Annotated in this window: 20 protein-coding genes; 13 read left to right on the forward strand and 7 right to left on the reverse strand. The window is 54.0% G+C overall.

The genetic code is table 11. The annotated features are described in order from the left end of the window. Positions 1-476, forward strand: a 476-nt coding sequence (locus HFD92_RS16545; protein ID WP_370525230.1) for a metallophosphoesterase, incomplete at its 5' end; no start/stop codon positions are given. A gap of 56 nt (positions 477-532) precedes the next feature. Continuing rightward, the gene (locus HFD92_RS16550) at positions 533-1,333 is read left to right on the forward strand and encodes an MBL fold metallo-hydrolase (protein ID WP_167429281.1); all 801 of its coding nucleotides are present in this window, start codon (positions 533-535) and stop codon (positions 1,331-1,333) included. Between the two features lie 49 nt (positions 1,334-1,382). Here the strand turns inward: HFD92_RS16550 and HFD92_RS16555 are convergent, their stop codons facing one another. Continuing rightward, positions 1,383-3,308, reverse strand: coding sequence for a methyl-accepting chemotaxis protein (locus HFD92_RS16555; RefSeq protein WP_167429282.1), 1,926 nt, complete (start codon positions 3,306-3,308; stop codon positions 1,383-1,385). A 607-nt stretch (positions 3,309-3,915) separates the two neighbouring features. Beyond that, positions 3,916-5,580: a methyl-accepting chemotaxis protein gene (locus HFD92_RS16560; RefSeq protein ID WP_167429283.1), complete on the reverse strand. Its 1,665-nt coding sequence runs from the start codon at positions 5,578-5,580 to the stop codon at positions 3,916-3,918. A 614-nt stretch (positions 5,581-6,194) separates the two neighbouring features. Between HFD92_RS16560 and HFD92_RS16565 the strand changes: the two genes are divergently transcribed. Next, the gene (locus HFD92_RS16565) at positions 6,195-6,524 is read left to right on the forward strand and encodes a hypothetical protein (protein ID WP_167429284.1); all 330 of its coding nucleotides are present in this window, start codon (positions 6,195-6,197) and stop codon (positions 6,522-6,524) included. A 59-nt stretch (positions 6,525-6,583) separates the two neighbouring features. On the opposite strand, the gene HFD92_RS16570 is transcribed toward HFD92_RS16565, so the two are convergent. Then, entirely contained in the window at positions 6,584-6,817 is a 234-nt protein-coding gene (locus tag HFD92_RS16570) for a DNA polymerase V subunit (protein WP_167429285.1), read from the reverse strand. A 726-nt stretch (positions 6,818-7,543) separates the two neighbouring features. On the opposite strand from HFD92_RS16570, the gene HFD92_RS16575 reads away from it, so the two are divergent. From HFD92_RS16575 to HFD92_RS16585, 3 genes are all read left to right on the forward strand, one after another. Then, on the forward strand, positions 7,544-8,761 hold the full coding sequence (locus HFD92_RS16575; protein ID WP_167429286.1) for a diguanylate phosphodiesterase: 1,218 nt from the start codon (positions 7,544-7,546) through the stop codon (positions 8,759-8,761). 169 nt (positions 8,762-8,930) lie between these two features. Then, on the forward strand, positions 8,931-9,140 hold the full coding sequence (locus tag HFD92_RS16580; RefSeq protein WP_009093260.1) for a CsbD family protein: 210 nt from the start codon (positions 8,931-8,933) through the stop codon (positions 9,138-9,140). A 187-nt stretch (positions 9,141-9,327) separates the two neighbouring features. After that, complete coding sequence (locus tag HFD92_RS16585) at positions 9,328-10,092, forward strand: MerR family transcriptional regulator (protein WP_167429287.1); 765 nt, start codon at positions 9,328-9,330, stop codon at positions 10,090-10,092. A 72-nt stretch (positions 10,093-10,164) separates the two neighbouring features. On the opposite strand, the gene HFD92_RS16590 is transcribed toward HFD92_RS16585, so the two are convergent. Then, the gene (locus HFD92_RS16590) at positions 10,165-10,653 is read right to left on the reverse strand and encodes an Hsp20 family protein (protein WP_167429288.1); all 489 of its coding nucleotides are present in this window, start codon (positions 10,651-10,653) and stop codon (positions 10,165-10,167) included. A gap of 171 nt (positions 10,654-10,824) precedes the next feature. Continuing rightward, on the reverse strand, positions 10,825-11,064 hold the full coding sequence (locus tag HFD92_RS16595) for a hypothetical protein (protein ID WP_009093257.1): 240 nt from the start codon (positions 11,062-11,064) through the stop codon (positions 10,825-10,827). A 368-nt stretch (positions 11,065-11,432) separates the two neighbouring features. Here HFD92_RS16595 and HFD92_RS16600 point away from each other — a divergent pair, with 368 nt between their 5' ends. The 3 genes from HFD92_RS16600 to HFD92_RS16610 all read left to right on the forward strand — a co-directional run bounded on the left by HFD92_RS16600 (position 11,433) and on the right by HFD92_RS16610 (position 15,316). Continuing rightward, positions 11,433-11,657 carry a DUF3606 domain-containing protein gene (locus HFD92_RS16600; protein ID WP_111209070.1) on the forward strand — a complete coding sequence of 75 codons (225 nt, stop codon included), beginning with the start codon at positions 11,433-11,435 and terminating at the stop codon, positions 11,655-11,657. A gap of 518 nt (positions 11,658-12,175) precedes the next feature. After that, on the forward strand, positions 12,176-13,960 hold the full coding sequence (locus HFD92_RS16605) for an EAL domain-containing protein (RefSeq protein ID WP_167429289.1): 1,785 nt from the start codon (positions 12,176-12,178) through the stop codon (positions 13,958-13,960). Positions 13,961-14,128: 168 nt separating this feature from the next. Beyond that, entirely contained in the window at positions 14,129-15,316 is a 1,188-nt protein-coding gene (locus HFD92_RS16610) for a diguanylate phosphodiesterase (protein ID WP_111209072.1), read from the forward strand. Positions 15,317-16,604: 1,288 nt separating this feature from the next. On the opposite strand, the gene HFD92_RS16615 is transcribed toward HFD92_RS16610, so the two are convergent. Both HFD92_RS16615 and HFD92_RS21810 read right to left on the reverse strand, forming a co-directional pair. Continuing rightward, complete coding sequence (locus tag HFD92_RS16615) at positions 16,605-17,678, reverse strand: RepB family plasmid replication initiator protein (protein ID WP_111209073.1); 1,074 nt, start codon at positions 17,676-17,678, stop codon at positions 16,605-16,607. Positions 17,679-18,901: 1,223 nt separating this feature from the next. Further along, positions 18,902-19,030, reverse strand: coding sequence for a hypothetical protein (locus HFD92_RS21810; protein WP_255461724.1), 129 nt, complete (start codon positions 19,028-19,030; stop codon positions 18,902-18,904). An 893-nt stretch (positions 19,031-19,923) separates the two neighbouring features. Here HFD92_RS21810 and HFD92_RS16625 point away from each other — a divergent pair. The 4 genes from HFD92_RS16625 to HFD92_RS16640 all read left to right on the forward strand — a co-directional run bounded on the left by HFD92_RS16625 (position 19,924) and on the right by HFD92_RS16640 (position 24,877). Next, on the forward strand, positions 19,924-21,126 hold the full coding sequence (locus HFD92_RS16625) for an AAA family ATPase (protein WP_009093252.1): 1,203 nt from the start codon (positions 19,924-19,926) through the stop codon (positions 21,124-21,126). Then, complete coding sequence (locus HFD92_RS16630) at positions 21,123-22,094, forward strand: ParB family protein (protein WP_167429290.1); 972 nt, start codon at positions 21,123-21,125, stop codon at positions 22,092-22,094. The genes HFD92_RS16625 and HFD92_RS16630 overlap by 4 nt, the downstream gene beginning before the upstream one ends. A 184-nt stretch (positions 22,095-22,278) precedes the next feature. Continuing rightward, a complete protein-coding gene (locus tag HFD92_RS16635) occupies positions 22,279-23,205 on the forward strand; it encodes an aminoimidazole riboside kinase (protein ID WP_167429291.1) in 927 nt (308 codons plus the stop codon). 157 nt (positions 23,206-23,362) lie between these two features. Next, positions 23,363-24,877: a carbohydrate porin gene (locus tag HFD92_RS16640; protein WP_167429292.1), complete on the forward strand. Its 1,515-nt coding sequence runs from the start codon at positions 23,363-23,365 to the stop codon at positions 24,875-24,877. The last annotated feature ends 16 nt before the right edge of the window (positions 24,878-24,893 follow it).

Below are 24,893 nucleotides of genomic sequence, written 5' to 3' on the forward strand. Positions count from 1 at the left end.
ATCACGAATATTTCTTTCATCAGGCGATCTGGACGGCGCATCTGGCTTCGCTGGGGCTGCAGCCGCTGCTTAACAGCCATACGGTGATTCAGCGCGGTGAAGCCAGCCTGGTCATTGCGGGTCTGCCGGATGCCTCCGCACCGCGCAGAGACGCGACCGGCCCCGATCTGGCCAGTGCGCTGGAGCAGGTTCCCGAAAACGCCCCCATTATTCTGCTGGACCACCAGCCACGCAATGCCCGCGAGAACGCCGCACAGGGTGTCGATGTGCAGCTCTCCGGCCATACGCACGGAGGTCTGATTGTCGGGCTGGATCGCCTGTTTGCAAAACCCAACGCCGGTTTTGTTTCCGGGCTTTATCAGGTCGGCGGAATGCAGCTTTATGTCAACAACGGCACGGCGCTCTGGCCTGGCATGGCGATCAGGCTGGGCCGCCCCTCGGAGCTGACCCGGATTACCCTGCGCCGTCAGCCCTGAGGCGATAAAGGCGCCGCCAGGTGCGCATCATCCCGATCGAGACAAAGGAGAACATCATGACCCTGTTATGTACCGCCTGTGGCACCGCCTATCCTGCTTCGGCTACGCATCAGCACTGTAAAATCTGTGAGGATGAGCGTCAGTATGTCCCGGCTTCGGGTCAGGGCTGGATCCCGTTCGATCAGCTGCGCGCCAGCCACGCCAATAAATGGACGGCACACAGTGAGGCGCTGTTAAGTTTTAAAACCGTGCCCGCTTTTGCCATCGGCCAGCGCGCTTTTCTGCTGCGGACGCCGCAGGGCAACGTGCTGTGGGACTGCCTTGCCAACCTTGATGATGCCACCTTTACGCTGATCGCGGCGCTGGGCGGCATTGATGCCATCGCGATTTCACATCCGCACTACTACACCACGATGCAGGAGTGGGCTGAGGCGTTTAACGCGCCTATTCATCTGCATGCCCGTGATCGGCAGTGGATCGTCCGGGAGAGCCCGCATATCCGGCTCTGGCAGGGCGACTCGCTGACGCTGATGCCGGGTGTGACGCTGTTACGGCTGGGGGGGCATTTCCCGGGTGGCTGCGTGCTGCACCGGGACGAAGGCGACGGGATCATTCTGGCGGGTGATATTCTGCAGGTTACGCCGGGTGCGCATGGCGTGTCGTTTATGTGGAGCTATCCGAACATGCTGCCGCTCTCTGCGGCGACGGTTGGCGACATTCTGCAGCGGCTCTCGGGTGTGACATTCGGACAGCTTTATGGCGCCTTTGAAGGTCAGGATATCCTTCAGCAGGCGAAAGAGAAGGTGATGCGATCGGGAGAGAAGTATCTCGCCTGTCTGCAGGATCATCAGGCGTGACACAGTAACCGAACAGCCGCCCCGTCAGGCGACGGCTGTTCCGGTCTTATCAGGCCGTTTTAAACAGCGCGACCAGGGTACGCAACTGCACGGCCCGCCCGGCAAGCTCATCCGCAGAAGAAGCGGACTCTTCAACCAGCACGGCGTTCTGCTGGGTGACCTGATCCATCTGATTGACCGCAATATTGACCTGCGAAATGCCGCTGGTCTGCTCTTCCGTGGAGGAGGAGATATCGCGCATCAGCTGAGAAGTCTGTTCAATCGCGCTGACGCTCTGCTTCACTCTGTCGCCTGCGTTCCGGGCCATCGTGATCCCTTCCTGCGCGTGAAGCACCGACTGCTCAATCAGACTCTTGATCTCTTTGGCTGCTGTCGCTGAACGCTGTGCCAGCGCCCGCACCTCTGAGGCAACAACGGCAAAGCCTTTACCCTGCTCTCCGGCACGCGCCGCTTCAACCGCCGCATTCAGTGCCAGAATGTTGGTCTGGAAAGCAATGCTGTCGATTACCGACGTGATCTCTTCAATTTGTCCCGAGCTGCCGCGGATTTTGTGCATGGTTTCCATCACCGAATCCATGGCCGAGCCACTGGAGAGGGCCGCCTGCGTCGCAGAATCCGCGCGTTCAGAGGCAAAGCGGGTGTTCTCGGCATTCTGCTGCATGATGGACGCCAGTTGCTCCATGCTGGCAGCCGTTTCCGCCAGGGACGCCGCCTGCTCTTCGGTGCGTGACGAGAGGTCGCCATTGCCGCGGGCAATCTCTTCCGACGAGCTGGCAATGGTCGCGGCGTTGCCTTTGATATCCGAGACCAGCTGGGCAAGACGCTGCTGCATCTGCATCAGGGCATTCAGCAGCTCAGCCATTTCGTTGCTGCCGGACACGGTCAGCTCTGCCGTCAGATCACCGGCGGCGACGCGACTGGCGACTTCCACGGCCTCTCTGACCGGCCGGGTGACCGAACGGGTGATCATCACGGCCAGCAGGATCGCCAGCAGGGCAATCGCCAGAAGCCCGGAAAGCAACAGATACTGAGAATGACGGCGCTCATCGATTTGTGACTGCATGAGTATCTGCAGCTGGTTGCTGCTCTGACTTCCCAGCATACCATAGCGATTAATCGCTTCGGTTAAGATACGGACATATTCAACCGGCGTAATCGTGACATTTCCGGTCACAATCGCCCCTTCAGCCTGCTGCAGGGCATTCAGAGCCTGCTGTCTGGCATTCTGCGCCAGCTCGCCGAACATCGCTTTGAGATCCGGTTCAATGGTGAACACCTTATCCATGTTACTGCTGAACTGTGACAGTGCCGTTTTGCCATTATCGATCTGGAAGGCCAGGCGACTGCGATCGGCATCAGAGATGTTACCGCTGGCGATCAGTGAAGCCCCCCCGCCACGGATCTGACCCAGCGTCTCGGTCAGCAGCGGCAGTCGGCTATAAATACTGACGATCAGCTGGTAGGTATTCAAATCAGCATCCAGTGAGAGCTGGTAGTAATCCAGTACATCCTGATTCGTTTCCAGCAGAACCTGGATCAGATGCGTGTGCCGTGCCAGGCTGGTCGCCAGCGTCAGTCGTCCGCCAACCAGATCCTCCTGCAGCTGACGCCACTCCTGATTAACCCGGTCCAGACGCGTTAATGGCTGCGCCTGCTCACTGCTTTGGCGCAGATCGGCAGCAATACTTTCAGATACGCTGTTGATCTGGGTTACTAACGCCAGCCGCGATGGGTTATCCATTCTGTTCTGGCCAATGGCGATGGCGCTTTCTGCACGATGACGCTGCAGCAGGCTCAGCAGCTGCAGTACTTTTTTCTCAACCGGAATACCGGTGAGTTCAACTTTCTTGGTGTCAATGAGCTGGTTGCCCGTCTGAATAAAGAGGAAAGTGGGTAAAACAAACAGCACCAGTGCAAAGGCTCCCAGTAAAAGGAATTTTGCTGGCAAATTAATCCGGTCGAGTACTTTTTTCATTTTTTTCCGCTCTGATGTGTTAAGCATGCAGGTGATGTCATACCCAAAATGGGTAATGTAATTTTATTTTTACGAATTTTCATTTGCAGCCCATAGCGGTTAGCGCGTAGCACGAAGCCGCCTGAAGGCAATGAAATTTACTTAGTTAAATAAAGGGCTGGATAACAGCAAGAGAGAGTATAGATTGCACCAGGTTATTTTACAGTGAATAAACAGACGATAGTTACAGCCACTTTCACTTAAGTCAAACTGCAAAATAACGATAGATATCAATCTGATAAATAGTACTTACCGAATATCACCTGTAAAGCCTTAAGCCAGACTTCAGCATCAACATCTGGAAAATAAAGAAATTAAAGTTAGCCCGGGAACCGCCGATACTAGCTGCCACCTTTTTTCAGGAATAATTATCATTACGGATAAGAGATTAATTTATTCCGCCCGGGCAATTATTATTCAAACCGGTATTATCGGGAAAGCCCTGAAAATATAATAAATGAAATCGTTTTCATTTAATTTAAAGAAGCGTGATGCGTTGAAATAAAGATGAAATAAAGGCAAAAAAAAGCCCCCACAATGTGGAGGCTTTTCAGGGATTGCTTAAGGCTTAAAAGCTTTCCCAGTTTGCTTTGCTCAGGTCAACGCTCTGCGGTTCAGGCTGACGGCTCTTCTTGGCCGGACGGAAGGCAGAAGCGGTCTGAAGCTGCGGCTGTGGTGCAACACGGCCTGAGCTTTCAACGGTAAAGGTCGAGACCAGCGCCGACAGCGTTTCGGCCTGTTCCTGAAGTGATTTTGAGGCAGATGAGGCTTCTTCCACCAGCGCGGCATTCTGCTGCGTCACTTCGTCCATCTGGCCAATCGCCTGATGAACCTGCTCAATGCCTTTGCTCTGCTCAGAGGTGGCTGCGGCAATCTCATTGACCAGATCGGCGACCTGCTGGATCGCGTGACGGACGTTTTCGCTGTTTGAACCGACGCTGTTGGCCTGCTCTAACCCGTGCTCAACCTGCGAAACAGACGTGGAAATAAGGTCTTTGATTTCGCGGGCAGCCGACGAGGAGCGCTGTGCCAGGTTACGCACTTCTGAGGCAACCACGGCAAAACCACGACCATGTTCGCCGGCACGTGCTGCTTCCACCGCCGCATTCAGCGCCAGGATATTCGTCTGGAAGGCGATGCCTTCAATCAGCCCGGTAATTTCCGAGATTTTGGCCGAGCTGGCGCGAATGTCATCCATCGTGGTGAGCATCTGCTTCACAGCCGTTCCGTTCTGGATCGACATATGGTTGGCGTTATTCGCCAGACTGCTGGCCTGATGCGCGCCTTCGGAGTTCTGCCGCACCGTTTCACTCAGCGTGGCCATGCTCGCTGAGGTCTGCTCCAGTGAAGCTGCCTGCTCTTCGGTGCGGGAAGAGAGATCTTCGTTACCTGCTGCGATCTGCGTTGAACCCGTACTGACCGATTGCGCAGCATGATTCACCGAGAGCAGCGTACCAGAGACGCGCGCCAGCAGCTGATTAAACGCCATGGCCGTCTGGCCGATCTCATCTTTACGGCTGACATCCGCAGTATGCGTCAGATCAAGCGTGTGGCTGACCTGGGTCATGGTATTGACGATGCCGGAGAGGCTTCTCTTGATGCCCAGGATCACCTTAACGGAGAAGGCAGCCAGAATCAGAATCACCAGTAATGATCCCCCCGACATCGCCCACAGGGTCTGGGTGTAGACGCGCTTGTTTTCAGCACGCAGCTGTTCGCCGATGTCGATGTTCAGCTGAATCTGACGGGTGAAGTCCGCTTCCATTTTACGGGTTGCAGCGCCCACACCATTTTCACTCTGCAACAGTGGCAGGGTGACTGCGTCATCATGAGCGCGCGATGCGGCAAGGAAAGCGGGCAGTGCGCTGCGCACCGCATCCAGATTCCTGTTGGCCTGCTCTGTCATCGCCTTGTCTTCATCGTTAGAGATGTCATTGGCCATGTAATAATCGTTAAGCGATTTAATCTGCTGCAGCAGATTATTAATGCGCTCTTCTGCAGCGGGGAACTTTGTCTCATCGCTGGTACTGTGATAGCGGTAAAGAGCAATGCCTAACTGATTGGTTACGCTGATCGATTTATTCAGATCGCGAATACTGGGTATCGCATTCGCCTGTACATATTCAAAACGGGACTGAAAACCCGAAATCACAGATAACGAGATAATCACCAGTGCAATCAGTGACATTGCAAGCAGTGAGAAAATCATTACCAGACGCTGTGTAATAGTCATAAAGCACCCCTGGGGAGAAAGAATAATTTGAACAAATGTTAATGCTGGATCGTTCTTATCGGCTTTCTTCAGCGGGGCTTTAATTGATCGCGGGAGATATATTTTTTTATTTTTTCTTGCGCCTGACACAGAGTGAACTAACAACGCAAAGAGGCTGATTCTTATTATCTTTTAGAATTAACATATTATTTACATCCTGCCATCCATGCTCACTCTCCCCTTAACTCTTTATCGTTATATGCAGCAACAATGCCGGATATAAGCACTGAATGCCATTTGTGGTGCTCTGATAATAACGTGGCTGATTTAACAGCAGTGCTCAGGTAATCGGCATCGCTAAGTCTGCTCTTCCGCGGAAAGGGTACGCGGCGGCTATCAGGGGCAGAACACGAAAGCAAAATCCTGCCCCGGCAGCGCACTCAGCAGCCTCAGGGCAGGGCAAATCGCGTTGTGGCGGGAGCACCTGCAACTCGGATTTTAGCCATTTGTGGCAGGGCCAGATTAAATTAGTGAATTGACTGGCGGAATGCTGATTCTGGTCTATGCTCACTGGCCCGACCAGGTTTTAACCTGCCGGACAGCACTAACGCTTACAATAAAAAAAGGTAGTCATCATGGATTTAGCCACATTTGAAACCAGAACCGGTCTTTGGCCACACATGCAGTTTACGGATGTTGAATATGAAGCATGCAGTAGTGGCGTTGAGATCTACGCCATTGACGTTACCCGTCAGACCAAGAGCAAGCTGTTTATCTGTCGTGTTGCAAACGAACAGCAGGCGGCCTCGCTGACGGCACAGTTTAAAGAGTGGTTACCGAAAATTAAGCTGAAAAAACGCAAAGTGGCTCTGAATATGGCCCGCACGGGCTGCGAGAAGAGCTATTCTGCCAGGCCAACCTACCAGGACCGCGCCGGATTGCGTCAAAGCAGCGTCAGGGCCTGATGGCGACCTCAGCCTGTCTCTGCAGGCAGGCTGAATGCTTAATGGTTCTGCGGTGCGCGCTAATCGCGCGCCGCAGGAACCTGAAACAGCCGGCACTCACCCGGTTCGGTGGAGATATCACGGAATGTCGTGATATGGATCTCTATCCAGACATTCGCCGCTCGCATGGTGTGAGGTATGTTGTGCAGGTCCAGCTGCGTGACAAAGTCCCGGGTGCTGATCGTACACAGCCCCTCGCTATCCCGACTCATCGCCTCTCTGAATGCGATCCAGACCGCATCATCCTGTTGCATTGAATTGCCCCCGCAACGTCTCACCACCATTAACTGTATATATAAACAGTATAATTATTCCCGGAATCGGTCAAGCCTGTCTGGTTTTCGGCTGCGGAGGACGCCCTGCCCTGCCATTTTTATCCGTGTCCGCCAGCGAAACGGGACTTTAATCCAAATCTTAGAAAACGTTTTCATTAACGTTTAACACATTGATTAACCTGAAAATGCAGCAAAGTAATCATTCTAATCATCTGATATCAAACTAAAAAAAGGGTTAACCGCAGCGGCATTCAGGCCGCTTTTGCCCTATCTTTAAATGGCTCTGTAACGAAATCCACTTCCTTTACAGAGTGATCTGACTCCTACCCTTGCCCCCTTTAACAGGGGGCACTTTTTCAGAAAGTGCAGCAGCAGAGATCACGTTTCACCGGCCAGCATGAAACGGCTGATGAAAGAAACCTGTGAACATCCGATTACCCAGCGCCTCACCAGGGATGCTGTGTCGTTATAATAATGCGCTATATCTTCTGTTCGCCCCCCGCTTTAACGGGGGCTTTTCTGCTTTATTACATTTGCCTGATCGCTGTCCCGCGAAAATGGCGATGAATGCCTCTTAATCCCGGGCGGGATTCACAGCGATATTAATACCGAAAGCAGAACAGCATAATCATTTCAGTTGTGCCCTTAACCCCCGAAATATCTGTGATATGGTTAATAAGTCTCAACTGCCATGCGAGTCCGCTTATGCTCTCCACCCTTATTTACCGCAGTCAGCTTGCGGGTTCTGTCTCGCCGGAGAAACTGCAGGCGCTGGTGGAGCGTGCCAGTGTTAAAAACGCCGCGGCCGAGGTCACCGGGATCCTGCTTTATGACGGGCAGCACTTTTTTCAGGTGCTGGAGGGGAGCGTTGAGAATGTCCACACGGTTTTTCAGCGAATCAGTCAGGACGATCGGCATTTTAATCTGATCGAGCTGATGCGTGACTACGCCCCGGCACGGCGATTTGGTCACGCCGGCATGGCCCTGTTTGATTTGCGAGACTATCAGAAGCATACCGTGGTGGAGGCTCTGCTTGGCCGGGTCACGCTTAATGAGGAGCGTATCCGGCATGATCGGGTCGTCAAATTCCTGCGTTCGTTTGTTGAAGGACGGGATAAAGAGACCTTTATTGAGATTGAACCAGCCAGTCAGTGGACACTGACCACTCCCTCCTCCTCCGCTGTACCGCTTTCCTGCCCGCCGGCCGCCGATCAGCGCTGTGCGTTTGCGCTGCAGCCGATTGTGGATGCCACAAATCGCCAGATTGTTTCCTGTGAAGCCCTGATCCGCGGTAAGCATGGCGCTTCACCCGCCGACTATTTTTCTCAGCTACCGGAAAGCCAGCGTTATCAGGCCGATCTTCACTCCAAGACCTATGCTTTCCGGCTGGCCGGACAGCTTGGCCTGAGCGATCAGACCCTCTCCGTTAACCTGTTGCCTATGTCACTGGTGATGATCGAGGGGGCGGTCGATCATCTTCTTCAGCAAATCCGGCTGCAGGGATTGCGACCGGAGCAGGTCGTGGTAGAGGTCACTGAAGATGAGGTCATCTCACGCTTTGACGCCTTTCAGTCCGCAGTGCGCCAGCTGAAAGCGGCCGGCATCAGCCTGGCGCTCGACGATTTTGGCGCCGGTTTTGCTGGCCTGTCTCTGTTAGCCGATTTTCAGCCCGACAAAGTTAAAATCGATCGCAAGCTGATCACTGATATTCACCGCAGCGGCCCGCGTCAGGCAATTGTGCTGGCCATCCTGAAATGCTGTCAGGCGCTGGAAATCACGGTCATCGCAGAAGGCGTTGAAAAAATTGAAGAGTGGCTCTGGCTTGAAGGTGCCGGGGTTCGCTATTACCAGGGTTTTCTGTTTGCGCGCCCTGCTCTCAACGCCCTGCCTGCCGTCAGCTGGCCCTCACGACGACTGGCGTAATCCCGCCTGACTTCCGCCTGCACGCTGCCGTTTTGCTCATAATTTGATGCGGCTCACACCGCTTCGCTGCAAAGAGCAAAAGCTGTGCCATGCTTGATCCATCTGACAGCCATCTGGCCAACAGATATTCATCAGATCCCTGGATAATCACCGAGTTGGGAGAATCACCATGAACGAAGATCGCATTGGCGGTAACTGGAAGCAGTTCAAAGGTAAGGTTAAGGAAAAATGGGGCGATCTCACGGATGACGATATGACCGTTGTGGAAGGGAAGCGCGATCAGCTGGTCGGTAAAATTCAGGAACGTTACGGCTACGAGAAAGATCGTGCCGAGCAGGAAGTGAAAGAGTGGGAAGATTCCAACAAGTATCACTGGTAATCCCCTTTTCCCGCCGGGCGTTTACGCGCCCGGTGCCTGCCCTTTTCTCTCATGGATGTTAACGACCCCGCCCCGCTGTGCAACACCCGATACATTATGGAAATGATTGTTTCTTTATTCATCGCTGGCGCGCATACTACGCTGACTTCCCTGGTGACGGGAGCCCAAAACCTTACGGATACCAATCATGCCTCAACACTCTACCGACACGATATGTGCGCTTGTCGGTGTTCTTCCTGAAACGCTGAGACGCTGGCGCCGCGCCGGGTTGATTACGCCACCGGATGCTGGCGGTTATTCAGATAATCAGCTTACGCGTGCACTCTATGTGCGGGATATGACGTCAGGCGGCCACACGCTTTTCGATATCCATGCGGCGCTTAACTGGCCCAGTGTTACGCTGCCCGGCGGCTGGGCCTGCCGGGAAGAGGATATGCTGCAGCTGCTCTCTCAGAGCTCAGACGAGGATATTCATCGCGAGTTGCGGATGATGAACATTGACTACTGTGGCGATGATTATGTGAACTGCTACCTGCGCCCGCTTAATCTCTGGCTGCGCACTGACGTCAGCGAAGGGGCAGCGCAGCGTCTTGAGCGTTTTCACACCGCCGTGGTGGGTCAGTGGGAACGCCTGGCGCAGGCCGCCAGACGACGCAGCACCATCCCGCTGTTCCTTGAAGCGGTCAGCGTGACGGATGAGACAGAGATCTGGATGGAAGCGATACGGCTCAACGGACAGGGATTCCGGGTTGAAGTGGCCGCCGAGGCGTCAGGCGTGCCTGCCGTGGCGAATCACCGCTTTGAGCACCATCTGATGTGGTGTGGCGACGGAATTACGCCATCCATGAAGGCAGTTTTTCAATCCAGTCTTGAGGCAGGCGATCCCGTCATGCTGACCGGAACAGACACCCGCGTGAAACTGCCTGAAAGCACCCTCTCCGCCAGCGCCTGATTGCATGACTTCTTTTGCCTGCCCGCCATCAAAAAGGCGGAAACAGCCTTTGCCATTTCCGCCCTGCAGCTATCAGTGATGCTCAAGCGTACGCGGACCGCCGATGGCAATCGGAATGCGGCGCGGTTTTTCGCTCTCCGGTATCTCCTGAATCAGATCGATACGGAGTAACCCCTCAGCCAGACTGGCTCCGGTGACCTTCATATGCTCCGGAATAGAAAAGTTCAGCTGGAAGTCGTGGCGCGCTATCCCACGATGGATCCAGCCGCCATTCTCTTCCCGGGCCTCGCCTGTCGCTTCCTGCGACGCTTTTTCCCTGTGACCGGCGATAGAAAGACGTCCGCCACGTAACTCGATCTCCAGCTCATGTTCTTTCCAGCCAGGCGTGCTGATGGTCAGCGCATAGTGGTTATCCTCCACGCGCTGCAGATCGTAAGCGGGAACGGAGGTGACCGGGCTGTCACCCGTCAGCTGACTGAACAATTTATCAATGCGGCTGAAGCGGTCTGAAAAAACGGAATCAGCCAGCGAAGGCAAAACTGAAAAGGGTTGTAGTGACATCGTGATAATCTCCTGAACAGGTTCATCCAAAAGTTCATCTGACCGGTTTCAGATTCCCGATCACCTTCAAAATAGGGATTAGCGCTACATTTTCAAGCCGGGAAATAGATTTTTTTCCGCTTCCCCGGATCCTGTTATCACCGGGAATCGATCAGGATAGGGGGGCTGTCGCTATTTTTTATTCTGCGGTGCAAGAACGAAATGAGGATGACGGCCGGCCAGCAGCAGCAGCAACTCATATTCACCCTGACTCAGTAACGCAGGATTGGCTGCAGCTTCTTTCGTCTGCCAGACGCGCAGGCTGAGGTCGAAACGCTCTGCGGCGCTCTGCTGTGACAGCCCGGCGGCAAGACGAAGTTCACGCACATTACTCTGAACAGCCACAGGCGGCTGAGGGGGACGATTAACCAAAAAAGGACTCCTTCAACATGATGAAACCGCAAAGGCGCAGCGCTTCGCCTGTATAAAGCGAAGCGACCCGGAAGTGGCCCTGCGAATTGACCTGAGAATAATTGACCATTTTAAATAAATGTCAAATTCCGGGTTCTGCATTCCGGCAGGATTTCTTTGTAAACGAAACGGGTAATTCTGCCCTGCCGGCGACTTTTCTATTTTTTTAGAGGGCCTTATTGCGCCAGCCAGGAATAGTCCTGATATTTGACTTAAGCGCGATTCAGGGATTAATCCGCTACCTCAATGCCTCACTCTTCATCACGATAGCTGTTTAGCCTGAGGATGCTGCTCAGCAGGCACCATCAAAAATATGAGGAGGATAATAAATGAAAAATCCTATCCAGCGTCGCTCACCCGACGATCTGTCACGTGTAGAGATCCGTGAACAGTGGCAAATCACCTACTGGACCCAGGAGCTGAAGACGACACAGGAGAGGCTGACGCGTGCGATTCGCGAACAGGGTTCGCTGACCGAACAGGTGCGTGCGTGGCTGGAGCAAAACCCGCCACCCCGGCGTCCGTCACAGTCCCGCAACGGCATCAAACGTTAACCTGATTACTGCCTGATGTGCTGCGTCAGGGGCAGCCCGGCGGCGGATTGACCTGCCTCATCCACCACAATGGTGACAGGTTATCTCTGCCGGAGTGACCCGGCTCTCTGCTTTTACCAGGTATATTAGCAGGTTATCTTTATCACCCGTCTCTGCCCGGCGACGCTGTTCCGGAGCCTGTCGCGGCTGCAGGGTTCAGACTGACTTAGCAAAACCATTCACGCTCCTGAATGCATATTGTTCTTCAGCCCTGAAATAAACATTAAAAAGGCTGAAATTGCGCGTTTTCTGAAAATGACAGCGATATGTAAATATTAACGCCTCTCTTTGATTAAATTTTCGAATCGTAAACACCCTTTAAATGCGTTAAAGAAAATATTAAGAGACAGCTGCCGCAGAGTCACCTATCATTCAGCGGAAAATAAAAAATACGCTATATTTATTGCCGCCTGATCAACATTTCAAACCGGACAGTTTTCTTTTTCGCTCCGTAATCAACCGGTGCGGGGTATACACACATGCTTAACAATTTAAACGGCGATGATGAACGCAGAAGCCGTGCTATACAGGCGTTGCGCAGTCCTGATGAAAGTCGCGATGACGTCCTGCGGAAATTTGTCCGTCTGGCGAGTCAGGCACTGGGCATTCCGGGCAGCTTTATCTCTGTTCTGGATGATGAGTATCAGACCGTACAGGCCTCGCACACGTTCAATCTTCAGCGCTCCACGCGTGAGGATTCGCTCTGTCGCCACGTGGTCGATAGTAACACGCCGATGGTCGTGCCCGACACCTGGCACGACCCGCGTTTTGTCAGGCATCCCCTGATCACCGGCGCACCCTTTATTCGCTTCTATGCCGGCGTCCCGCTGAAAACGCGCGATAACATTATTCTGGGTACGCTGTGTGTGACCGACACCGAGCCGCATGTGTTCACTTCTGACCACGTCATGACGCTGACCCTGCTCTCCACGCTGGTCATGTCTTTTCTGGAAGCCTGGCATGCAGCCGGGTTTGTCGATCCGGTAACCGGACTGCCTAACCGCCAGCGTCTGATCCGTGATTTGCAGTATCTGGCCGTGGCGGGCGACATCACACCCCGCCGCCTGGTCCTGATTGATTGCATTGATATGTCACGTGCCTATGAACTGGCCCGCACAATGGGAATGGGTCCGGTTGAAAGCCTGCTGAAAGATATGGCCACCCTGCTGCCACTGCGACTGCGTCCGGCGGTGGGGGAAATGCTCTATACCGTGGCCACCGGACGGTTTGCCATCCTGACCCGGGCAGACAGCCGCCTGAGTGCCGCCTGGGTGGCCGGTCGTCTGGAGGGTATCAGTGCAGATATGGATGATGGACTGTCGGTCGCGCTGACACCGCACACCGGCGAAGTGGGCTTTGTGGCCAGTCACCTCTCGGCACCTGAGGTATTACGTCGCGCCGCCAGTGCCTTGAACGATGCGGTCGGACTGGGGCTGCCCTCGCAGCGCTATGACGCCGAGGCGCAGACGCAGCATGCTGACGATTTACTGCTGATGAACGATCTTAAAGCTGCGCTGCGCGACAACGTCGGGCTCTATATGGTTTACCAGCCGAAAATCTGCCTGCAGAGTGGCAGACCGGTGGGGCTGGAAGCGCTGATCCGCTGGCAGCATCCTACCCGGGGTGAACTCTCGCCAGGTGCCTTTATCCCGCAGGCTGAACAGACCGAGCTGCTCTCTGTGCTGACCGCCTGGATTATCGATCAGGCGGTATCCCGCCTGAGACGGCTCAGGAATAGCTGCATCCAGCTGCCGTTAACGATTAACGTCAGCGTGAACGACTTCTCGCAGGAAGGCTTTGCTTCAGCACTGGAAAGCAAGCTGGTCAGGGCTAAGCTTCCCACCTCACTGCTGGGCATTGAGTGTCTGGAAACTGAACGTATCCTTGAAAGCCCTGATGCCCTGCGCGGGCTGGAGAGACTCAGAGAGTGTGGATTTACGATTTCGCTGGATGATTTTGGCTCCGGCTACAGCAATATCAGTTATCTGCGCCGGATGCCGCTGGATGTTATCAAGCTGGATCGCTCCCTGATCAGCGAGCTCTCTTCCGATACTGCCTCTCGCATCATTGCCCGCAGCATCATCGCCATGCTGAAAGAGCTGGACTACACCGTGCTGGCAGAGGGGGTCGAGTGCCCCGATGCGGTGACCTCGCTGACAGAGTATGGTTGTGACCAGGCACAGGGCTACTTCTATTCCAGACCACTGAACGAAGAAGCGCTGGATCACTGGCTCAACTGGAAGCTGCGCGGAGAGCCCTGCTGAGTAACCGCCGGCATGTGCCGGATCAGTCAGCCGGAACGTTACTCCGCTGCCGCTGCGCTTAGTGCTGCCTGCCCGTGTGCATGCCGTGCTACAAACAGTAAGGAAAGATGAAACATTTTTTAAACAGTGTTAGCGTGTGCGCTATATTCACCAAAAGCGGAGCTGCACATGCTGACTACCATTATATATCGCAGCCATATTTCCGATGATTTTCCGGTCAGAACCCTGCCTGAGATGGTCGATCACGCCAGCGAAATCAACACTGCACACGACGTTACAGGCATCCTGTTATTCAACGGCACACACTTTTTCCAGTTGCTTGAGGGGCCGGAAGCGGGCGTTCAGGCAGTCTATCAGCGCATCTGTGCCGATCGCCGGCATCACAATGTTGTGGAGCTGATGCGCGACTATGCACCTTCCCGCCGGTTTGGTAATGCGGGTATGTCGCTGTTTGACCTGCGTGAACATGACCGCTCGTCGCTGCTCCAGGCGGTGCTGGACAAGGGAACCTCGAAATATCAACTGACCTATGATGATCGGGCACTGCAATTCCTGCGAACCTTTGTTGAGTCACGCGAGAAGGAGAACTATTACGAGGTTCTTCCGCCCGGTTACTGGGAATTCATTTCAGAGCATAACGAGGTGCCGGATTCCCGCCCTGAAACGGAAGGCGTCAGTTTCCGCCCGGTCGTCGATCCGCTGGCGCGCAAGGTCACCGCGATCGAAGCCACTTTTGTCAGAGCGGCGCCCTCCGATGCAGCCTCAGACGCCCAGCTTCATGCTGACGATCTGGAGACCCTGAAAAAGACATTCGCCCACGCGGGTCAGGTCTGCCCTGATGGCATGACGCTCTATGTCAGCCTGCTGCCGATGACGCTGGTGGTGATCCCCGATGCCGTCACGCAGATTGTGGCCGCCATTCAGCAGGCGGGACTGGTGCCGGAACAGGTGGTTATCGGCGTGAGCGAAACGGCGGTTATCTCGCAGCTGGCTGCCTTCTCTGAAGCGGTTCGTGCGTTGAAAGCCGCCGGGATCAGCCTCTCCATCGACAATTTTGGAGATGGCTCTGCCGGGCTTTCGCTGCTGACCCACATTCAGCCGGACCGTATTCGTATCGACGCCGGGATCACCCGCGACGTTCACCGCAGCGGCCCCAAACAGGCGGTGGTTCAGGCAATTATCAAATGCTGTTCCGCGCTGGAGATCACCGTGATCGCAGCCGGTATCGTCCAGGCAGAAGAGTGGATGTGGCTGGAGGCGGCTGGTGTGATCAACTTCCAGGGCACCCTGTTTGCTGCCGCAGGTCGTTATCAGGCTGAATCGGTCGCCTGGCCGGAATACCGGGAGGCGATGTAACGCAACCTGCCTGAACAGCAACAGAACGGCTGGCCCGCTGGCCGTTCTGTTGCCACCCTCCTGACAATCTTCGCCCAGTTCGCTGATTCACACCCCTACCCCGCCCCCTGCCCCTGACCAGCTGAATGAGCTTTTTACACCTTCCCGTTTTGACAGCACATTTCTGACCAGACAGGCACAGGAAATATTAATAACCACTATAGCGAGTAATGTTACATTCCTGCTGCCTGCGGAAAGGCAATTTGTTGCATATTCCCTTATCTGCAGAGGCGTAATGTGACACATATCCACTATAACGAGTAAATATCGCCTCAGCTCACTCTCAGCAACCACTGTAGCGAGTAGCAGCACCCGCTAAATTCTCACTCAAGCGGTTCAGAGACGGATAACAGGCGAGCAACCACTATAGCGAGAAGACGCCTTCAGACAGGAAGCGTGTTTGCAGTTTTATGAGTAAGAAAGAGGCTATTTTCACTAAACCGTCTCCCTTTGAGACCCTTTCAGGGGCGACGGGATCAACGTTATGGTCAATTCTGCGCCGCCCGGCCTGAAGAGAACCACTATAGAGAGTGATGCCTGGAACAGAAAAATGTATAGAATTTTTCTAAGAAACAGAACTGACAAGCCATGAAAAGATAGTAAGCACTTACATATTAAGTAAGCACCCGGCAGGCGTGGCAGGACAGAAAGGGTAACAACCACTATAGCGAGCAGATCCCCTTGCCTGTTCCTGTTTGGCAACCACTGTAGCGAGTATGTTTCCCATATAAGACGCCATTATCTGATCATTAACTCACCGCTTTAGCGATAAAACAACCTGATAACCACTGTAACGAGTAGCTCATGGGAGAAGAAGTTAAGGAAAAGCGCAGGTTTAACAGCGATAACAGGAAGGACAACCACTATAGCGAGTAAGAGAAGCACGTTCTGCACGATAATTACCTGCCCCGCAACTTACCCGACTTAAAAACGCTAAACCGGATAACCACTGTAGCGAGTAAAGCAGATAAATCTCTGCGTCAGACGCACTCATTATCATCATCAACAGAAGGGCAACCACTGTAGCGAGTCAATACTGACTGCATCGGTTTAAAACAACAGCAAGGCGCATTATGAGCGTGCAACAGGGATTGAGCAGGATCTCTGACGCAGGCAGCGGCGGGATAACCACTATAGTGAGTAAAATGACTCGCTATAGTGGTTGGCTGGTGATCTTTGCGAATTCATACCCGAAAGCCAGAAGCGGATAGCGATATCGCAAGATGAATGACGTGCTGACGCTTGATAATTATCGCTTTTTTTGCTTTCTGATTTTGTTCAGCAACTCTTTTTCTTCACGTGACACCATCACCAGCTCGCTGCTCTCCTCTTCCATCGCGGGGTCAGGCTGGCTGACATCAATGATAGTTGGATCGTTATAGAGATCGTCAAACTCATCCATTTCATCATCGATCAGACCAGACTTGCTGAGCGGCAGTTCGGCCGGGCGCAGCTTGGGGTGACGGTAATGGACCCAGAAGTAAACCGATGAGCCGCGCCGGGTTTCCGTGTAGTCAAGGTATCCAATCTCTTTCAGCTGCTCCATGGCCTTTCTGACCGTGGCGTTCTGGGTGATCACACGCGAGGTGAGGTTAAGTCTGGCACGCAGCCGGGCCATGGAGATCGGCGCCGGTTTAGGCGGAAGACTTTCAATGAAGGTGTAGAGCGCCTGGGCCGACTCTTTACGTGCCAGCTCATTGATGGCTTTCAGCTGCAGCAGGACTTTCCTGTCGAACTGGTAGAGCTCAAAGATTTTGGGATCGGCCTGTAAGGTGACCGTATCCTTTTTGATGCTGTATTTGGCAGACTGCACCAGATGCGTGGTGTAGTTCTCGCCACCCTTGCTGGTAAATGTCAGCGTATTTGAGGCAATACGGGTCAGGGAAGCATCCAGACGGCTTCTGAGCTTCGAGGAGAGACGCACAGAGGGTATGCCACACAATTTGGCGAATTCAACGAAAGAGAGCGTTACCGTGTCTCCCAGACACTCATGTGTGGCGAAGGCACGGATGATCCCTACCCAGGTTTTGAAATCGTTGTCCATATCCAGGCGGGCACCCAGAATCTTGATGTTGTCATACCCTTCCGAGCGGACCAGGGATAACTGTTTAAGATCCTGTGTCACATCCATGGCATTCATCTGGTTTTTCTGACTGCGCGCCGTGGATTTCAGCGTCGGAACAAACAAGCCAAGTCGCATCAGCGCGACCGGCTGAACGGTGTTATTACTGTTAGGCGTGAGAGTAACAACCTCGCCAGTGCGTTTGTCTGTTTCGCTAAATGCATCCGCTATGTTCAGGATATCGGGTTCTTTTCTTGGCATCAGGCAGATCCGTGTTATGAACAGGCAACAGCCGCTGTTACTCGATACAGTGGATACTATCACTCACTATAGCGGTTAATCTACTTACCGCAGTGGTTATTTCTCTCACCACAGTGGTTATCTTACTCGCTACAGTGGTTACTGACAGGGCCTTAAGCCAGCGCTGTCGGGGCCTGGCCTGCAGCGGGGATCTTTCAGGAACTATTAATGATCTTATCAGGATCGGTTACTGGATCGAATCGGTGGATAACCGTGTAAAAACGGGCTGTTAAACGTTAATTTTTAAGAAAATCAGAGCAGCCGCCAGCCTTATATCTTCAGAGCCAGCCTGAAAAACAGGCTGTAGCTGATAACAATGCCGTTTATCCACCTTTATCAGCGCCGTCTACTCGCTACAGTGGTTGTTCACTACTCACCAGCGCGGTTATTTCTCTCGCCATAGTGGTTGTTATACTCTCCGCAGTGGTTTTTTTTCTCGCTATAGTGGTTATTGATCCCTTCTCAGCCCTTGTGTCACAAGGCTCAGGCGGCCGCGGGGATCTGTTTAGGATCTCAATTTGATCTATTAAGGATCGACCAATTGGATCTGGCCTGTGGATAACGGGGATAAAAAAACCCAAACCAGACGCTATTACCGTCTCAAATGAAACTGCTTTTCTGCCGTGATTCAGCTTTAAGCCGTTTCAGCAAACATGACCAGACCTAAAGCTGATAGAGGACGGTTTAAACAGGCTCACCGAAAAAAATCAACGTCAGCGGGTTTTCCGGGTGAGGTCTGGGCTTAAGTTGTCGATCAGCCATCAACTTTTTCTGTAGAGAAATAAAACGTAAACTCACCCTGAAGAAAAATCACCTAACTATTTGATTTATATAACCTTATCTGGAGTTTTTCATGATGAAAACACCGTGAATTATTACGATATTCAACTGACATGCAGTAAAAAACTTTTGCCGGTAAAGGGAAATTACACAGCAGTAAAGCAAAAGTCAGAATGCGAAAGCAGAGTGATATGCAGAAGAGGAGGAGTTCAGACCTGCCAGACAAGAACCCGAACCATAGCGCAGTAGTCAATTTAGGAATCTGGATGAGAAAGCGAGAACTTATCTGGTTATCATCTGCGATTGAGATATAGAGCTGCATAAAGGGGAGTGCGGGATCTTCGCGAGAGCGGTTTTAACCCTCCTGATACTTATCCCGGCTTCCGGTTAAACTCCCCCTCTTTTCATCCGGCCAGAGCCAGAGCCAGAGCCGTTTCACGATAAGAATGCAGATCGCGGCCTGGCATTTTAACCAGACGCTCGCGGTCGCCCTCCTGAGGGATCATGCCGTCGCTGACATAGCGTTCGGCCATAATGCGCATTCCATATGCCATCCACACAAGCATGAAATTCGCCATGCTGGCCTCAAAGCCGCCCGGATCATCGCCCCCATAAGCAACAGGGCGGCCCAGCATCTCAGTCCAGATCGCAGCCACTTCAGCCCGGGCTACATTTAGCGTGATCAGGGCCTGAGTGAAGTCATCCCCGGTGACAGCATTCAGAAGAAAAAGCGTGTCGACGCCAGCAAAGGCTCTTCGAGGGAATCGATATCGCGCAGATCGCTTTTAAAAACGTCCACGCCGGCTGCAAAGCCCGAAGGTAAATTGCTTTGTTGAATTCATCTGCAGCAGATATACGACGGGCTGGTTTATGCCATAAAAAAGAGAAAGGTTAAAACTGATGATCATCCCCGAAACCGGGCGCCTTATCGCATCGCATGCACTGTGCTTACAGCTGCTGCGCTGTCAGGCAGGTTTAACCGAGAAAGGGATTCCGGTAAACGATTATGCAGCTGAATAGAGTTGTGAGGATCGCCTTTCAGTAAGGGGGGCCATTATTCATTGCCGCTCTGAACAGCAAAATGGAAAAGCACCCTGTCTGACCCTGCGCAACTGCACTTTTCACCAGACGATTTCACAGTTTACTTATTGATAAATAATAACTATTTTACGATTTTCATGATGAAAACACCCTTCTCACGGCGTTTCCTGCATCGGAACGCCACATCGTTCAGACGCTCAGCGCTGACTGTATCCTACAGAAAATGCCCGCGCCATCACCTCACATCCTTCAACACCCTGCCTGATTTCCCGACGATTTCTTATCGTCTGCACTGAAAAATCCAGGTTTTTGGCATTTTTCTAAAAAATTGGCAGATATGCGCTTTTTGTGTAGTATGCCAAAAAACATTAAATCAGAGGGGCTTATGAAGCGTGATTATGGTGGAGTGCTGGAAATGGCCACGCGCGCCAATTCCATGTTACATGGACTGAGTAACCATATTGAGCAGCAGCGTCAGGAGTTTAATCAGACCGGTTTTTACCAGACCTTCTCACGTAATGCCGTTGCCAATATGCCTTTGCTGAGCAAGCACGCGGTCGTCGCAGCTATCGGGGATATGGAAGCTGCAGGCTACCAGTTTGGCAAAAAACAGACAGGCAGTACCTCGCAGTATGCACTGACCATTCAGAACGTCGTCGACATTTATCAGCACCGTAAAGTGCCGAAATATCGCGACCGCCACGACGGCCCCTTTGTCGTCTTTGTTGTCAGCCTTAAGGGCGGGGTCTCTAAAACGGTCAGTACCGTTACGCTCGCCCACGGTATGCGCGCGCACCCTTCCATGCTGCATAACGATCTGCGCATCCTGGTTATCGACCTGGATCCGCAGGCATCAAGCACCATGTTCCTGAGTCATACCAACAGCGTGGGTTCCGTTCTGGAAACGGCCGCTCAGGCGATGCTCAACGATCTCGATGCAGACCAGCTTCGTGAACAGTTCATCAAACCTACCGTCATGCCCGGCGTGGATGTTATCCCGGCGTCAATTGACGATGGCTTTGTGGCCAGCGACTGGGAAGAGCTGGTTGCCGAACACCTGCCGGGGGTTGCGCCATCCGAAGTCTTGCGCCGTAACGTCATCGATCGTCTGGCAGGCGATTACGATTTTATCTTCCTGGACACCGGCCCGCATCTGGATTCCTTTATGCTGAACGCGATCGCAGCCAGTGATGTGCTGCTGACGCCTACGCCACCGGCCCAGGTCGACTTCCACTCCACGATGAAGTATCTGACCCGCCTGCCGGAAATGCTGGAGCGGATTGAATCTGAAGGCGTTGAACCGCGACTGAAGGCAAATATCGGCTTCATGTCAAAAATGACCTCAAAACACGATCACCTGACTTCACAAAGCTATGCGCGGGAAGTCTTCACAAAATCGATGCTGGACTGCAGCTTACCGCGGCTGGATGGATTTGAACGCTGCGGTGAATCTTTTGACACGGTGATCAGTGCCAACCCCTCCTCGTATCCGGGCAGTGCCGATGCCCTGCGTAAAGCGAAATATGAAGCTGAGCAGTTCTCAAGGGCGGTATTTGATCGCATCGAATATATCAGGAGCACCCTGTGAGCAAACCTATACAGCGCATTGGCCGCAAATTTGGCGACTCCGCGATAGCAAGCATGATCGACAGCAGCAGCCAGTCGCGGACTTTTACGCTGAAATCGGGCGCGAAGGCGACCTTTGTGCGTCAGCTGATCCCGCATGACGATATCGAAACCCGGACCAGCGTAAACCCGGCCATTAACGGACGGGACCAGAGCAGCCTGACTCCCGAGTCGCTGCAGGAGATCACCCGGACCATTACCCTGCAGCAGTTTTTCCCGGCCATTGGTCGCGTGAACGGTGACAAAATTGAGATCATGGACGGTTCCCGCCGCCGCGCCGCCTGCATTCTGTCGGGAGCCAGCCTGGAAGTCCTGGTAACCGCCGATGCGCTGAGCCTCGCGGATGCGCGTCAGCTGGCCGCGGATATTCAGACAGCAAAAGAGCATAACCTGCGCGAGCTGGGGCTGCGCTTTATGCTGATGAACGAGAACGGCATGAGCAAATCAGAGATTGCTAAAGCCGAAGGCATCTCTAACGCCAAAGTCTCCCGCGCGTTCCAGGCGGCTGCCGTACCCGCCGAATTTATCGGCCTCTTCCCGGTGGTGTCGGAACTGACATTGCAGGACTATCAGTTACTGCTCGACGTCTGGGAGGAAGCAAAGGCGGAGGCCGCAGACGTCACGGAACTGGTCAGCGGGATAGAGCAGCAGCTGGAGGCTGAGGGTTCACTGCTGAGCGCAAATGCAGATGAGAAAAAAAGTGCCATTCTCAATGCCTTTAAAAGCGCCCGTCGCCAGTTAAAAAAGCCCGCGCCGGTCAGCAAAACGGTGACGGAAAAACTGGCCACCTTTACCACGGCAAACACCTATGCGCGCCGTAAAACCAATGACGAGAAACGCACCGTACAGTATGAATTCAGTCGTCTGCCGAAAGAGATTGCTGAGCAGATTGATGCATCGATCCGTCAGATTCTCGCCACCATGAAGTAACCTGCCTCGCTGCAGCGTGAACGAAACCGGCTCAGGCCGGTTTTTTTATATCGCTTCTCTACCCCAATGACCTGCTCGCGGCTGTCAGCGAGGTATCACTCCAGCACCAGAACACTTGAAGTCGGCATCGTTTCCCGCTATAGCTAAAACGGTTTAGCGTTCAGGTCTGATTAAAGGAGTATGTATGTCAGTTCGCGTGTGGTGCCTCGGCGATGCCGTGGTGGATTTACTTCCCGAAATGCCGGGTCGGTTAATGCAGTGTCCGGGCGGGGCGCCCGCCAATGTCGCAGTGGGCGTCGCGCGTCTGGGGGGAAACAGCGCGTTTATCGGCCGGGTTGGCGCGGATCCCTTTGGTGAATTCATGCGGCAGACGCTGCAGGAAGAGCAGGTCGACACCGGGGCCATGATAAACGATCCCCGGCACCGCACCTCGACGGTGGTGGTCGGGCTGGATGAACAGGGCGAACGCTCCTTTACCTTTATGGTGCGGCCAAGCGCCGACCTGTTTCTTGAACCGGGCGACCTGCCTGCGTTCGGCCGCGGGGAGTGGCTGCACTGCTGTTCCATCGCCTTAGCGGCAGAGCCTTCGCGCAGCACCACGCTGAAGGCGATGGAACAGATCCGGGCCGCAGGCGGGCATGTCAGTTTTGATTTGAATCTGCGCCACGACCTCTGGCCCGATCCGGCACTGCTGCAGGCGGTGGTGAGCGAGGCGCTCAGCCACGCCGACGTCGTTAAACTGTCAGATGAAGAGCTTGATTTTCTCTGTCCGGAGGGTGAAGCGGCCGGGCGCATGCTGCAACTGGCGTCGCGTTATCAGATCAATTTGTTGCTGGTGACGCGGGGCAGGGAAGGGGTGCTGGCCTGTTATCAGGGCCGGGTTGCGCATTACAGCACCACCCCTGTGGTCAGTGTCGATACGACGGGCGCAGGCGATGCCTTCGTGGCAGGGTTATTGTGGGAACTCGCAAAGTCGGGTCTGCCCGCAAATGAATCGCAGCTGGCACGCGCGCTGGCGAGTGCCCAGCGCTGCGGGGCACTCGCCACCACGGCTAAAGGTGCCATGACTGCACTCCCCTGGCTCCACCAGCTTCACGAACTGACGGAGTAATCCCTGCTTTTTACCCCTGTTTTGCGAACTATCTCACAATCACTAAACCGGTTTAGCTATTTTCGTTGCGAAGGGAAATTACCCGTGGCTATGATTTGGCCTAAACCGGTTTAGCAAAAAGCCGGTGATGATAGCCTCCTTTCAGGGACATAAAAAAATGAAAAAAAGCACCATTGCAGTGACCCTTTCTACCCTGTTGCTTTCCTCTCCCGTCTGGGCCGATTCCAGCATGAGCAGTATCGAAGCCCGTCTGGCAGCCATGGAGCAGCGGCTTCAGGCGGCCGAGCAGCGGGCGGATGCCGCCGAAACCCGCGCGCGGGCTGCTGAGAAGCAGGCTCAGCAGCTCGCGGCGGTTCAGCAGCAGAATCAGGCCTCTGCCGCTCAGGTCGAACAGCGCACCGCGAAGCTGGAGCAGCATTCGGCCGATGAGGGCGGCTTTGAATTTCACGGCTATGCCCGATCCGGCCTGCTGATGAACAGTTCAGCCGCGAAAACCCAGGGCGGTCCGACCGTAACCCCCGCCGGGGAGACCGGCGGTCACGTTGGTCGTCTGGGTAATGAACCGGACACCTACGTTGAGCTGAATCTGGAGCATAAGCAGACGCTGGCCAGCGGGGCCACAACCCGGTTCAAAGCGATGCTGGCCGACGGGCAGCGGACCTATAACGACTGGACGGCCGCCAGCAGCGACCTCAATCTGCGTCAGGCGTTTGTCGAACTGGGCCAGCTGCCTACTTTTACCGGCGCCTTCGACAACGCCACCGTCTGGGCCGGTAAGCGTTTTGACCGTGATAACTTTGATATCCACTGGATCGACTCCGATGTGGTGTTCCTTGCCGGAACCGGTGCCGGTATCTACGACATGAAATGGAGCGATCAGGCGCGCAGCAACCTCTCTCTCTATGGCCGTACTTTTGGCGACATTGAAAACAACGAAAACACCGCGCAGAACTACATTCTGTCACTGAACAACTTTGTCGGTCCGGTGCAGATGATGGTCAGCGGCCTGCGGGCAAAGGATAACGATGACCGCCGGGATATTGACGGTAACAAAGTCAAAAGCGATGCAGCCAATACCGGCGTCCACGCACTGCTGGGCCTGCACAACGACAGCTTCTATGGGCTGACAGACGGTTCGTCGAAAACTGCACTGCTTTACGGTCACGGACTGGGGGCGGAGGTGAAATCCATTGGCTCTGACGGCGCACTGCTGCCGGAGGCCAGCACCTGGCGTCTGGCAAGTTACGGCATCACGCCGCTGGGCGGAGGCTGGCACATGGCGCCTGCTTTACTGGCGCAGCGCAGTGACGACCGTTACGTCAAAGGGGACAGCTACGACTGGGCGACGGTCAACCTGCGGCTGATTCAGGAAATCACGCAGAACTTTGAGATGCAGTATGAGGGCTCCTATCAGTACATGGATCTGCGTCCGCAGGGGTATAACAATCGCAACGCGGTCAGCGGCAGCTTCACCAAGCTCACCGTGGCGCCCACGCTGAAAGCCGGTGATGTCGGTGACTTCCTCAAGCGCCCGGAAATCCGGCTCTTTGCTACCTGGATGGACTGGGATCACCGGCTGGATAACTATGCCAGTGACGACGCCTTCGGCAGTAAAGGGTTTGATGCCGGTGGCGAATGGAACTTCGGCGTTCAGATGGAAACCTGGTTCTGACCGGCTGGCCCCGCAT

Source organism: Pantoea sp. EKM101V, assembly GCF_011800325.1.
GTDB classification, from domain to species: domain Bacteria; phylum Pseudomonadota; class Gammaproteobacteria; order Enterobacterales; family Enterobacteriaceae; genus Pantoea; species Pantoea anthophila.

Excerpts from the sequence above, each read along its gene's own strand:
- HFD92_RS16600 (WP_111209070.1), top strand. The coding sequence starts at position 11,433 with ATGAAAAATCCTATCCAGCGTCGCTCACCCGACGATCTGTCACGTGTA.
- HFD92_RS16555 (WP_167429282.1), bottom strand. The coding sequence starts at position 3,308 with ATGAAAAAAGTACTCGACCGGATTAATTTGCCAGCAAAATTCCTTTTA.
- HFD92_RS16550 (WP_167429281.1), top strand. The coding sequence starts at position 533 with ATGACCCTGTTATGTACCGCCTGTGGCACCGCCTATCCTGCTTCGGCT.
- HFD92_RS16560 (WP_167429283.1), bottom strand. The coding sequence starts at position 5,580 with ATGACTATTACACAGCGTCTGGTAATGATTTTCTCACTGCTTGCAATG.
- HFD92_RS16605 (WP_167429289.1), top strand. The coding sequence starts at position 12,176 with ATGCTTAACAATTTAAACGGCGATGATGAACGCAGAAGCCGTGCTATA.
- HFD92_RS16575 (WP_167429286.1), top strand. The coding sequence starts at position 7,544 with ATGCTCTCCACCCTTATTTACCGCAGTCAGCTTGCGGGTTCTGTCTCG.
- HFD92_RS16615 (WP_111209073.1), bottom strand. The coding sequence starts at position 17,678 with ATGCCAAGAAAAGAACCCGATATCCTGAACATAGCGGATGCATTTAGC.
- HFD92_RS16585 (WP_167429287.1), top strand. The coding sequence starts at position 9,328 with ATGCCTCAACACTCTACCGACACGATATGTGCGCTTGTCGGTGTTCTT.
- HFD92_RS16625 (WP_009093252.1), top strand. The coding sequence starts at position 19,924 with ATGAAGCGTGATTATGGTGGAGTGCTGGAAATGGCCACGCGCGCCAAT.
- HFD92_RS16590 (WP_167429288.1), bottom strand. The coding sequence starts at position 10,653 with ATGTCACTACAACCCTTTTCAGTTTTGCCTTCGCTGGCTGATTCCGTT.
- HFD92_RS16565 (WP_167429284.1), top strand. The coding sequence starts at position 6,195 with ATGGATTTAGCCACATTTGAAACCAGAACCGGTCTTTGGCCACACATG.
- HFD92_RS16570 (WP_167429285.1), bottom strand. The coding sequence starts at position 6,817 with ATGCAACAGGATGATGCGGTCTGGATCGCATTCAGAGAGGCGATGAGT.
- HFD92_RS21810 (WP_255461724.1), bottom strand. The coding sequence starts at position 19,030 with ATGGCCGAACGCTATGTCAGCGACGGCATGATCCCTCAGGAGGGCGAC.
- HFD92_RS16635 (WP_167429291.1), top strand. The coding sequence starts at position 22,279 with ATGTCAGTTCGCGTGTGGTGCCTCGGCGATGCCGTGGTGGATTTACTT.
- HFD92_RS16610 (WP_111209072.1), top strand. The coding sequence starts at position 14,129 with ATGCTGACTACCATTATATATCGCAGCCATATTTCCGATGATTTTCCG.
- HFD92_RS16580 (WP_009093260.1), top strand. The coding sequence starts at position 8,931 with ATGAACGAAGATCGCATTGGCGGTAACTGGAAGCAGTTCAAAGGTAAG.
- HFD92_RS16640 (WP_167429292.1), top strand. The coding sequence starts at position 23,363 with ATGAAAAAAAGCACCATTGCAGTGACCCTTTCTACCCTGTTGCTTTCC.